The 11,497-nt window shown below is 74.0% G+C and carries 8 protein-coding genes; 4 read left to right on the forward strand and 4 right to left on the reverse strand.

The window, feature by feature from the left end:
- The first annotated feature begins 78 nt into the window (after positions 1 to 78).
- Entirely contained in the window at positions 79 to 1,509 is a 1,431-nt protein-coding gene (locus ACZ7MY_RS10910; RefSeq protein WP_499601032.1) for a cytochrome ubiquinol oxidase subunit I, read from the forward strand.
- Positions 1,509 to 2,531, forward strand: coding sequence for a cytochrome d ubiquinol oxidase subunit II (locus ACZ7MY_RS10915; protein WP_499601033.1), 1,023 nt, complete (start codon positions 1,509 to 1,511; stop codon positions 2,529 to 2,531). The genes ACZ7MY_RS10910 and ACZ7MY_RS10915 overlap by 1 nt, the downstream gene beginning before the upstream one ends.
- A 109-nt stretch (positions 2,532 to 2,640) precedes the next feature.
- Here ACZ7MY_RS10915 and ACZ7MY_RS10920 read toward each other — a convergent pair whose 3' ends face one another.
- The 3 genes from ACZ7MY_RS10920 to ACZ7MY_RS10930 form a co-directional block, all read right to left on the reverse strand.
- Positions 2,641 to 7,185: a S8 family serine peptidase gene (locus ACZ7MY_RS10920; RefSeq protein ID WP_499601034.1), complete on the reverse strand. Its 4,545-nt coding sequence runs from the start codon at positions 7,183 to 7,185 to the stop codon at positions 2,641 to 2,643.
- Positions 7,186 to 7,514: 329 nt separating this feature from the next.
- Positions 7,515 to 7,979, reverse strand: a complete 465-nt coding sequence (locus tag ACZ7MY_RS10925; RefSeq protein WP_499601035.1) for a hypothetical protein — start codon at positions 7,977 to 7,979, stop codon at positions 7,515 to 7,517.
- Positions 7,980 to 8,078: 99 nt separating this feature from the next.
- On the reverse strand, positions 8,079 to 9,101 hold the full coding sequence (locus ACZ7MY_RS10930; RefSeq protein WP_499601037.1) for a LuxR C-terminal-related transcriptional regulator: 1,023 nt from the start codon (positions 9,099 to 9,101) through the stop codon (positions 8,079 to 8,081).
- A 293-nt stretch (positions 9,102 to 9,394) separates the two neighbouring features.
- Between ACZ7MY_RS10930 and ACZ7MY_RS10935 the strand changes: the two genes are divergently transcribed.
- The gene (locus tag ACZ7MY_RS10935; RefSeq protein WP_499601038.1) at positions 9,395 to 10,201 is read left to right on the forward strand and encodes a LysR family transcriptional regulator; all 807 of its coding nucleotides are present in this window, start codon (positions 9,395 to 9,397) and stop codon (positions 10,199 to 10,201) included.
- Between the two features lie 148 nt (positions 10,202 to 10,349).
- Entirely contained in the window at positions 10,350 to 10,961 is a 612-nt protein-coding gene (gene wrbA, locus ACZ7MY_RS10940; protein ID WP_354794843.1) for an NAD(P)H:quinone oxidoreductase, read from the forward strand.
- Positions 10,962 to 11,077: 116 nt separating this feature from the next.
- Here wrbA and ACZ7MY_RS10945 read toward each other — a convergent pair whose 3' ends face one another.
- Entirely contained in the window at positions 11,078 to 11,383 is a 306-nt protein-coding gene (locus tag ACZ7MY_RS10945; RefSeq protein WP_499601039.1) for a hypothetical protein, read from the reverse strand.
- Positions 11,384 to 11,497 lie beyond the last annotated feature (114 nt).

The following is an 11,497-nucleotide window of genomic DNA, read 5'->3' on the forward strand; positions in this document are numbered from 1 at the left end:
GGTCGTGGTCGATGTGATGACGGTGGCGAACGCGAGCGGTCCGGGCCGCAGGCCCCCCGCCGGCCGGCGGTGCGGACGGTGACCGGCGCCTGGGACCTGCTGGCGCAGGTTCCCGGGGCGGCGGGTGATCCGGCGCAGCTGCTGCCGGCCCGTCAGCAGATGGCCTTCACCCTGGGCTTCCACATCATCCTGGTGCCGTTCGGCGTCGCCCTCACCACGCTGATGCTGATCGCGAACCACCGCGGTCTGCGCCGCGGGGACGCCGACGCGATGCGGCTCGCGCGGCGCTGGTCGAAGGTGGCGGCGGTGCTCTTCGCCGTGGGCGCGATCACCGGCACCGTCCTCTCCTTCGAGCTCGGCATCCTCTGGCCCGGGCTGATGCGCGACTACGGCCCGGCGTTCGGCTTCCCGTTCGCCATCGAGGGGCTGTTCTTCTTCCTGGAGGCGATCTTCGTATCCCTCTACATCTACGGCTGGGACCGGCTCTCGCCGTGGGCGCACTTCTGGACGGGCGTACCGGTGGCGCTGTCGAGCATCGGGGGCGCCGCCGCGGTCATCGCCGCCAACAGCTGGATGAACCAGCCCGGCGGCTTCACGTCGCGCGACGGGAGGATCGTGGCCGTCCGGCCGGCGGAGGTCTTCTTCAACGGGGCCTTCGGGTGGGAGTTCCTGCACATGCTGCTCGCCGCCTACATCGTCGCGGGGTTCGCGGTGGCGAGCGTCTACGCGGCCGGCATGCTGCGCGGCCGCACCTCCCGTTACCACCGCACCGGGTTCCTCATCGGGTTCGTCACCGCCGCCGTCGCGCTCCCGCTGCAGGCCCTGGTGGGGGACACCATCGCCCGGTACGTCTACCAGGCCGAGCCCGCCAAGTTCGCCGCGGTCGAGCTGCTGCCCGAGACCGGCACGCACGTCCCCGAGACGCTCGGCGGGGTGCTGGTCGACGGGAAGGTCCGGTACGGGATCCCCGTGCCGGACATGGCCTCCCTGCTGGCCGGTTTCCGTCCCTCCACCGAGATCAAGGGGCTCGACGCGATCCCCGCGGACGTGCGCCCCTCGGACCGGCTCGTCAGCACCGTCCACCTCGCCTTCGACGTCATGGTGGGACTCACCTTCGCCCTGCTGGCCCTCGCGCTGTGGTTCGCCTGGCTCTGGTGGCGGCGGCGTCCGCTGGAACGGCAGCGCTGGTTCCTGCGCTGCTGCGCCGTCAGCGGCCTGGCCGCCGTGGCCTGCCTGGAGAGCGGATGGATCGTCACGGAGGTGGGCCGGCAACCCTGGACCGTCGTCGGCCACCTCCTCACCCGGGACGCGGTGACCACCCAGGGCAACCTGTGGCCGTTCTTCGGGTCGGTCGTCGTCATCTACGCGGCCGTGGGCACCGGCGCGGTGACGGTCCTGCTGTCGATGAAGCGCCGCTGGCAGGCCGAGGGCGACGACAGCGTCGACGTCCCCTACGGCCCCCGCACCGGCCCGGAACCCGTCGGCACCCGCGCCGGGACGGAGCGGTGATGCCGGACGCCGTCGCCGCCTTCCTCTTCCTCGGCGTCATCGCCTACTGCCTCTTCGGCGGCGCGGACTTCGGCGCCGGCTTCTGGGACCTCACGGCGGGCGGTGCCGAGCGGGGCAGACGCCCCCGGCACCTGATCGACACCACCGTCGGCCCCGTCTGGGAGGCCAACCACACCTGGCTCGTCTACTGCCTGGTCTTCCTGTGGTCGGGGTTCCCCGTCGCGTTCACCGCCATCACCACGACCCTCTACTTCCCGCTGGGCATCGCCGTCCTCGGCATCGTGCTGCGCGGCGCCGGCTTCGCCTTCCGCAAGGTCTCGCTGCGCACCCCGGAACAGCGCCTGTACGGCGTGGTGTTCGCCGCGTCGTCCGTCCTGACGCCGTACTGCTTCGGGTCGATCGCCGGAGGCATCGCCTCCGGGCGTGTGCCCACGGCGGGCAACGGGGACGCGGTCACCAGCTGGCTGAACCCCACCTCGGTGCTCGGCGGCGTGCTGGCCGTGCTCGTCTGCGCCTACCTGGCCGCCACCTACCTGTACGTGGCCGCCCGTCAGCAGCGCGACGACGGCCTGCAGCGGCACTTCCGCGGCCGGGCCCTGCTCGCCGCCCTGGTGACCGGAGCCGTCAGCATCGCCGGTGTCTTCGTCCTGCGTCACGACTCCCCGCACCTGTTCCGCCGGCTGAGCGACGGCGCCCTGCCCCTGGTGCTGCTGGCCGCGCTCTGCGGGGTCGCGACCGTGGTCATGGTGTGGCGGGAGCGGACGAGGTTCCTGCGCGGGATCGCCGCGTCGGCGGTCGCACTGGTGGTGCTCGGCTGGGGCGTCGCCCAGTTCCCGTACCTGCTCGGCACCCATCTGGAGATCGACGCGGCGGCGGCCCCGCAGGCCACGCTGGCCGTGACGATCGGCGTCGCCGTGGTGGCCGGGCTCCTGATCTTCCCCTCCATCGCGCTCCTCTTCCGGCTGGCGAACCGGGGGAGTCTGCGGCCCGGGGAGCGGGAACCGGCCGGGCCGGGAGCCTGAGGGCACGTGCGTCACGACGCCCGTGGGCGGACGGATGCGGCCCGGCCGGCGCGCCCCTGGGGAGGGACGCGCCGACCGGGCCGGACGGTAGGCCGGTGACCTCGGACGGTCAGCCGGTGACCGCGAGCGCGGTCTCGCCGGAACGACCCGCCCCGGTACCGGTCACCCGTACCGTCAGCGTCCCGCCGTGACCGTGCGGGACCGGGACGAACGCGTGGGCGAAGCCCTGCGCCGTCGCGCGGCCGGAACCGACGACCCGGCCGTCGAGCCGCACCGTGAAGCTCTCACGGGGCGACAGGCCCGCCGCGGTCACGGACGCGGTGGAACCCGCGGCCGCCTCCCCGGGCATGGCGTCCACGACGAACGGCGGCCGGGTACCGGAGCCGCGCACCGGCTGCAGGTCGTCCGCGTCCACCGGCGGCACGATGATCCTGCGCACCGCGAGGGCCTGGAAGATCGGACCCTGGACCTCGTAGTACGCGGTCGCCCACAGCGGCCGTCCGGCGGGCACCGTGACGGTCCGGGAGACCGGTGCGCCCTCCTGCGCGCTGCGCGTGACGGGGATGCGCTCGTCGAGGAGGAGCGAGGAGCCCGCGTAGATCTCCGGACCCTCGCCGACCGTCAGGGCGAAGCCCCCGCTGTACGCCGCGGGGCGGTTGGTCACCGTCATCCTCAGCGGCGCGGGACCGCCGTGGTGCTGCGCCGAGGTGCCGCGCTGGAAGGTCGCGTAGAACGGTTCCACCATCGCGGGCCGGCCGGTGAGCCCGGCGCGGTCCTTGTTCCGGTACGTGGCCACGGTCGTCCCGTCGATCACGAGGTCGAGGCGGTCCACCCCGGTCGTGTCGTAGGAGCGGGTGAACGTGTCCTCCGGATCGGCCTGCAGCGTGGCGAGGACCACGTCACCACTGGTCAGCTTGTAGCGCAGCGTCGGGAAGACCGGAACGTCCGAGTTGTTGGTGTAACTCACCTGTGCCGTGTGGGCGGTGCCGCGGACCTCGGTGATCGAGGCGCCGCTCGCCTTGACGGCGGTGGGCGTCCAGGACAGCGTCGTGCTCTGCCCGGGGCGGCCGTGGCCGGCGACCACGGCGAGCGTGGCGGTGAGCTTCTCCGGCCTGGTCTCCACCGGCTCGGACTTCCAGGCGTACCAGCCCAGGTCGCCCGCGTCGACGGCGAGGGTCCGGCTCAGGTACGTGCCGGACTTGCCGCGGACGGTGACACGCACCGTGCCCTTGCCGCGGATCGCGGTGGTCATCGCGGCCAGCGGGTTGCCGTCGAAGGCGTGGGCGTCGGAGTGCTCGGCGTCACCGAGGACCAGCTTGGCGACGGTGAAGGAACCGCCCGCGCTCCGGTTGCCGTACCTGACCTCCAGGGTCTGCCTCCCGGTGGCGATGTCGGACGGCAGGGTGACCAGACGGCCCACACCTCCGTCGTCGGTGGTGCGTCCGCTCGCCAGGACCCGGCCGGAACCCTTCACCCTGATCTGGAAGTCGACGGCGGGGTTCAGACCGGTCGCCACGACGACGGCGGACTGGCCCGGCACGGCGTAGGCAGGCTGCACGGCGACCGTGGGCCGGGAGCCCGGGGTGCCGCTGGGCGGACCACCCCGCGGATCACCGGTGACGGTCAGGTAGGTGGTCCGTCCGGTGTCGCCGTACGTGACGCGGCCGAGGTAGACCGCTCCGGCCCGCAGGCCCTTCCACGACAGCGTGACCGGGGTGGTGCCGCCCGCCCGCAGGGCCGCCGTGGCGGGCTGCGCCGTCAGCGATCCCTCGGCGCCCTTGTCGCCCAGGGCGAAGCTGGTCACGGTGAAGTCGAGCGGTCCGGACCCGGCGAAGAAGTCCACCTCGACCTCGTACAGACCGGGCTCGGGGTCCTCCAGGTCCAGTTGCTCGTCGGCGGAATCGGTGGCCGCCCGGTCGACCAGCGCGGTGTCCCCGTACTTGTTGAGCTTGTACACCGACAGGTCGAGGTCGGCCGCGTCGTCGGCGGCGTCGAGGGCGAAGCGGGCGTGCTCCGTCCCTGCCGGCACCTCCACGACATGGGTCCGCGCGGGGCCACCGACGGTGCCCGAGCCCTGGACCCGCAGGCCCCGGGAGAGCCCGGTGAGGTCCAGCGGGACGTCGCGGTCCTCACCGCCCTTGAGGGTCACGGTGGTCCGGCCTGTGCTGCCCGACGCGGCGGCCGCCGTGGGCGCCACCAGGGTCACGGGACGCACGGCGAGCGCGCTGCGCACGCTCTGCTCGCCGCCGCGCCAGGTCAGGTACCCCGTCGCGTACTCGCCCAGCGGGGCGGTGGTGCGGGTGAACGTCACCTTGAACGTACGGGACTGCCCCGCCTCGGTGAAGGTCAGCGACCGCGGTTCGACGACCGTGTCCACGCCGGGGATCGACACCGGGTCGGCGGTGAAGGTGCCGGGCCCGGTGGAGGTGACGGTGCGGGTCACGGTCTGCCGGCCGGCCAGCGAACCCACGCCGATCGACGCCAGGTTGAGGTCGGACGGCGCGGGAGCCGTGGGGTCGCCCTTCACGGCGGCCACGTACCGGGCCCAGTCGTCGGGGCCGTTCAGGTAGAGCAGCCCGGGGTGCAGGTAACGGGTCGCGTCCACCTGGCCGTTGCCCTGCGCGAAGACGTCCGCCGACGCCTCGCCCGCCGCCGTCACGGTGGGCCGGGTGGTGGTCATCAGCGCGGACTTGATCTCGGCCGGGGTGGCCTGCGGGTGCAGGCCCAGGTAGAGCGCGCCGAGACCGGCCACGTGCGGGGAGGCCATCGACGTGCCGGACATGAAGGCGAAGCTCGGCCGCCCGCCGGCCGCGTTGGCGCCGTCGGCGAGGACGGACACGCCCGGCGCGGCGAGGTCGGGCTTGATCAGGTCGCCGCCGTCGGCCTGGACCGGGCCGCGCGAGGAGAACCCGGCGATCTGCGGGACCGCCGCCGACGCCAGCCGGTGCGGGTTGCCGTCCACCAGGGTCGCCTTCGGCGCCTCGGTGCCGGCGTACGAGACCAGCGTGTCGTAGCCGTCCGCGTCGACCGCGACGGCGGGGACGGTGTGGGCGTCGAGGTCCGTGGAGTCCGGTGAGGGGTTCACCAGGACCATGCCGATGCCGCCCGCGCGCTTGACCTCCGCCGACTTGGCCGCCCGGTCGTACGTGCCGCGCTCGCACAGCACGATCGCGCCCTTGACCTTGGCGCCGTCCAGGCTGTCGGGACCGCACAGTTGCGGCCGGACGGAGATGTCGGTGCCGGCGCCCGACGCGGCCACCAGCGGGCCGGACACCTTGCGGCCGTCCGCCGGGAGCGAGACGGACGCGCCGAGCACGTTCCCGCCGTCGCCGAGTTCCACGGTGGCCTCGCGGGTCGGCATGGTGCTCGCCGCCGCGGTGGTGATCCACGGCGAGGCGTTGTCGACCGTGCTGTCGCCGGGGCCGGAGTTGCCGCCCGCCGTGGCGACGAAGATGCCGCTCGCGGCGGCGTTGCGGAACGCCTCGTCCACGACCGAGTCGGTGGTGCGGGCACCGTCGGCCGAACCGATCGAGTAGTTGATGACGTCGACGTTGTCGGCCACCGCCGCGTCGATCGCCGCCAGCAGGTCGCCGGTGGCGCAGCCGTCGTCCGTGGTGTCCTTCGCGTCGGGACCGCTCCAGCAGGCCTTGTAGGCCGCGACCTTGGCCGCCGGCGCCACACCGGAGATCTTGCCCATCGGCACGCCGCCGAGGTCGGCGTCGACGTCGCCCGCGCCCGCCGCCGTACTGGCGGTGTGCGAGCCGTGCGCCTCGCCGTCGCGCGGCGAGAGGTACTCGCCGACCGAGGGGCCGCCGATGTGACCGGTGCCGAAGTTGTCGACGAAGTAGCGCGCGGAGACCAGCTTGGTGGAGCAGTCCGCGGCCGTGAACTGGACGCCCGCGGTGCAGGCGCCGGTGAAGGTCCCGCCGTCCGACTTGCGGTAGGTGACGACGGAGCCGTCCAGGTACGGTTCCTGCCCCGCCTTCGTACCGAGCGGGGCACCGGCGAACGAGGGGTTCTCCGGGGCGATGCCGGTGTCGACGACGCCGACGACCACGCCCTTGCCGGCGCCGGCGGCGCCGCCGTTGGCGGCCCAGACCCCGTTCGTGCCGCTGAGCCCCAGGTAGTCCGTGGAGTTGACCGCGGCCAGCGGCTTGCGCAGGTCGTCCTTGACGACCGACACCACCGTGGGATCGGTCCGCAGTTCCTCGACCTGCCGCGGCTGGAGCTCGGCGGTGAAGCCGTTGAGCGCCGCCGAGTAGGACGAGATCACGCGGGTGCCCACGGTGCGGGCGGCGTCGTCCTGACGCCCGCGCAGGTAGGTGCGGTAGGCCTTCACCGAGGCCGAGCCGGCCTTCAGGCCCTCGCCGTCGCGGGGTGCCGTGCGGGCCTTGCCGGCCACACCGCCGGTGTACGTCGCCGCGGCCGGCTCGCGCAGGGTGACGATGTACCGCCCGGCGGACGGCTGTTCGCCGGACCCCGGACCGTCCGCCGCGAACGGCGCCGGGACGGCGGGTGGCGTGGGGACCGGTGCCGCGAACGCCGGTGCCGGGCCGGCTGCGCTGAGGACCGTCAGGCTGACGCCTGCGACGAGGGCGGCAAGGGACCGCGGTATCGCCGACCGGCGCGCAGGAGGATGGGCAGGTGGTGCCACCAAAGCTCCTTCGTCAGGGGGGTGGCCGGGTTCCCGGCCGAGTGACGCGCCGTTCGGGCGCACACTAGTTCTAGCCGGGGTGATCCTTTGGTGACCAACGTCCGGCGCTGCCGAAACCGGCCAGTGACCAGAAGGGGCCACCACTTCGCGGCGCGTCGCCGCGCGACCCCGGCGGGGATTGCGGCCGGCCGCGGATCACGGACCGGGCCGTGCGGGTCGTACGGAGCGAGGCGCCCGCCTCGAATTCGCCGTCCAGCCGCCCTGGTCGGTGGCCGCACCGGAGGGAAGCTTTGTGCGCGGCACGCCGATGCGGCCGCGGCCCCCGCGGCTTACCATCGCCTCGTCCAGGGCTCGTTCGGGGCGGGCAGGAAGAACGGCGGGCGGTCCAGGGCGCACAGTTCGGTCTGCGGCCCCGGATCACGGACCTGGCCGCAGCGGGTCGTACCTGTCGAGGACGCCGTCCCGTCGCCCGGTGGGTGCGCCGCACCGGAGGGAGGCCCTGGGCGCGGAACGCCGGCGCGGCCCCGGCCCCCTGCCGGGTCGCCCGGAGGGGGCGCCTCGTGGTGGTGCCGCGCCGTGTACTGCACGAGCGGGGCGCCGCCGAGCTCGACGGCATCATGCCCGGCACGCTGTCTGCGCCGGGGCGGTTCGGTGTACCGGGTGCGGCCGCGCACGCGGTCGGGGTGGATGCCGGGGAGCGGTCGGATCCAGTTGCGGCGGGCCGCGGCGGCGCCGGCGCCGAAGCGGTTGGTGGCTCCGATTCCGAGTTGGCGGGCGATCGCCTCGTCCTTCACGCCGGCGGCCGCGAGCGCGGGCAGGTGCCGTTCCTCGTGGGGCGCCGCGCGCGGTCGCCCGCCGGCCGGCCGGGGTCGGGGTGCGGTGCTCGGGGGCGGTCAGATCCAGTTGCGGCGGGCCGCGGCGACGCCGGCGCCGAACCGGTTGGTCGCTCCGAGCTCGGTGAACAGGTCCTGGATCCTGCGGCGGAGCGTCCGCGGCGAGATGCCGAGCTGGCGGGCGATCGCCTCGTCCTTCACGCCGGCCGCGAAGAGCGCGAGCAGGTTCCGTTCCTCGTCGGTCGGCCGCTGCGACCGGTCCGTCCCGTCCTCCGGCGCCTCGGGCACCGCCGCGGGCGGGCCGCCCGCCGTGGGTTCCCCCGTCAACGGGGAGGCGACGGCCCAGTAGTTCTCGAAGAACTCGCCCAAGGCCGCGAGCAGGGGCGGGGATTCGGTGTACAGGTACTCCGCGGACCCGACCGACAGGCTCAGCGACACCATCGCGGCGGAACGGTCGGCCATCGCGAGCTTGAGCGGCAGCGCGGGCACGACCCTGGCCTCCTCGCCGCGCGACACGAGGCTGCCCAGCTGCTGCCACCCGCCGTCGGCCTCGAAGCTGGCGGCGGCGTAGACGGCGCGCACCCGCACCCCGCGGCGCACCGCCGCCTCGTCCAGGGGCTCGTTCGGGGCGAGCAGGAAGGGCGGGCGGTCGAGGGCGCACAGTTCGGTGCGCGCGGTCTGCTTGAGCCGGTAGTAGCGGTCCCCGACGGCTTCGAGGCCACTGATCACGCCGGTTCCGGGACCGCCGTCGCCGGCCTTCCTCGCCGCGTCGAACAGCGCCCCCAGCGGGCCGGCCGCCTCGCGCACGGCGGCCAGCTGGCGCTCCCGCGACTCGACCAGCGCGCGCAGGGCGTGCCGGGGGTCCACCGTGAAGAACTCCCCCGAGGAGCGACGGCTCATCAGGCCCGCGTGGTGCAGCCGTTCGAGGACGGCCAGCCCCTCGTCCGCCGTCACGCCGAGGGCCGCCACCACGTCGTCGACGGTCGTGCTGTCGCGGGACAGCAGGAGGCGGTAGGCCCGCTCCGCCACCGTGTCCACCCCGACCCACGCGAGCGGTGCGTCGTTCTCCACCAGAGCATCCATTCCTGCAGTCCACCCCCGCCCGACGAGATGGAACCAAGAACGGCCGACAACTTCAAACGGCGCCGGCGGCCGCCGCCCGGCGGGTGCGGGGCCATGGAGGGGGCGACCGCGTACGCCACGGCCGCGCCGCCGACCAGCGGCCCGCCGACGGGACGTGGACGCCGGTACCGGTGCGGGCGTAGATCCGGACGACGGCGTCGTCCGTGCACAGGGCTCACCGCTCTCCGCGACGGCTTCCAAGGGCGGTGCGCGGGCGCCATGACGCTTCTGACATGCGGCGATACTCTGGGGGTATGGATCGACTGGAGACGCGTGAGCTCGAGTACTTCGTGACGGTGGCCGAGGAGCTGCACTTCAGTCGTGCGGCGGACCGGCTGGGCATCGCGCAGCCGCCGCTGTCGCGGGCGATCGCCCGCCTGGAGCGGCGCATGGGCGTCGTGCTGCTGGAGAGGACCAGTCGCCGTGTCGGGCTCACGCCCGCCGGCGAGGTCTTCCTCGAGGACTGCCGGCGGCTGCTGCGCGAGCTGGACGGGGCGGTGGACCGTGCCCGGCGGGCGGCCGGCCCCGCGCGGCTCGTCCTGGCGGTCCGGCCTGGTACGGGCTCGGGCCTGCTGGCGGAACTGATCCGGTCCTACGACGGCGCGGCCCCCGAACTCGTCTTCACCTACGACCGGGTGGGCGCCCTGCGTGACGGCACGGCCGATCTGGCGCTGCTGTGCGTCGGCACCGACGACCTGACCGGCCTGGGCGCGGTCGAGGTGGCCGAGGAGCTTCCCGTCGCGCTGCTGCCCCGGGACCACCGGCTCGCCGGTCGCCCGGAGGTGACCACCGCCGACCTGCGCGAGGACCCCGCCTACCGGGAGGCGTGCCCGCCGGCCGGCCTCGACGAGATCGTCGACCGGGTGGCGCTCGGCCGGCTCGTCACGGTCGTGGGCTCGACCGCGGCGGACCGGCTGACCCGGGACGTCGTCGCGGTGGCGGTGGCGGACCTGCCCCCGACGGCGCTGGCCCTGGCCTGGGCGGGGCGCGAACCGGGCCCGGAGGCGGCCGCGTTCGCGCGTAACGCACGACGCGTGGCCGGTGACCTCCGGGCGGGGTGACATTCGTCGCACGGGTGCCGGTGGACAGAGGTGCCTTCATGTTGTTTATTCTTCAACCAGTGAAGCGCGGCCCGCCCCCACGGGCCGCGGTGTCCCTGGACCGCGCGACCCCGAACAGCGGGGGAGGTCCTCCCTGAAAGGAACCACCTTGTCGATCAAGCTCGCGATCGTGTACTACTCCTCCACCGGCACCATCACCGAGATCGCGAAGGAGATGGCCGAGACCGCGGAGAAGGCGGGCGCCGAGGTCCGCCTGCTCAAGGCCGCGGAGCTCGCCCCGCAGGCGGCGATCGACTCCAACCCCGCCTGGGCCGCCAACCACGCCGCCACCGCCGACGTCCCCGTGGCCACCCCGGCCGACGTCGAGTGGGCCGACGCCGTGATCTTCGGCACCCCGACCCGCTTCGGCAACATGTCATCGCAGCTCAAGCAGTTCATCGACACCCTCGGTGGCCTGTGGGCGCAGGGCAAGCTGGCCGACAAGGTCTACAGCGGCTTCGTCTCCACCGCCACCTCCCACGGTGGCCAGGAGTCGACCCTCCTCGCCCTGTACAACTCCATCCACCACTTCGGCGGCATCGTCGTGACCCCCGGTTACACCGACCCCGCCAAGTTCGTCGACGGCAACCCCTACGGCACCTCCCACGTGGACGCCCAGGGCGCCAACCCGGTGAACGACACCACCCGCACCGCCGCCCGCATCCAGACCGAGCGCGTCATCAAGCTCACCGCCGCGCTGAACCGCGGTCTGCAGGGCTGATCCCACGCCGACGGCGCACCCGCTCGGACCCTCGGGTCGCGGGTGCGCCGTTCGCCCACTCGGCGGCGCCTCCCCCTGTCGTGCCGGAGGCGCCGCCGTGTCGTACCCGCCGCGGTTCAGACGCCCGGGCGGGCGAGGTGGACCCACCCCAGCGGGTTCCACCGCAGGCGGCGCACCTCGACGCCGTCGATCTCGGCGTCTTCATCGCGCGCGCCGCGAGCGCGGGGGAGCGAGGCCCGTTCCATCGCGATCGCCACCGCGTCCTCGGCGTCGCCGGCCTCGCCGACGACGAAGAACTGCCGTCCCACGGAGCCGCGGGCGGTGCGGAAGCGCAGGCCCACGAACCACCGGTCGCGGCCCGTGCGGCCGGCGTCCTCGCGGACCTCGGTGGTCATGGGGTGGCGGTCTCCGGTGGCGGTCATGGTGGCCTTCCCTGCTCCTCGGTCCGGTGCGGCTTCGACGTGACTTCACCGTGACATGCCGGTCATACGGCGAAAAGGGGAGAAAAGCGTCCCCCCATCCCGGGAATAGCCCGC

It is taken from the genome of Streptomyces sp. NPDC111520 (genome assembly GCF_055635295.1).

Bases quoted from the DNA above. Each gene is read 5' to 3' on its own strand.
- ACZ7MY_RS10915 (WP_499601033.1), top strand. From the start codon at position 1,509: ATGCCGGACGCCGTCGCCGCCTTCCTCTTCCTCGGCGTCATCGCCTAC.
- ACZ7MY_RS10930 (WP_499601037.1), bottom strand. From the start codon at position 9,101: ATGGATGCTCTGGTGGAGAACGACGCACCGCTCGCGTGGGTCGGGGTG.
- ACZ7MY_RS10935 (WP_499601038.1), top strand. From the start codon at position 9,395: ATGGATCGACTGGAGACGCGTGAGCTCGAGTACTTCGTGACGGTGGCC.
- ACZ7MY_RS10945 (WP_499601039.1), bottom strand. From the start codon at position 11,383: ATGACCGCCACCGGAGACCGCCACCCCATGACCACCGAGGTCCGCGAG.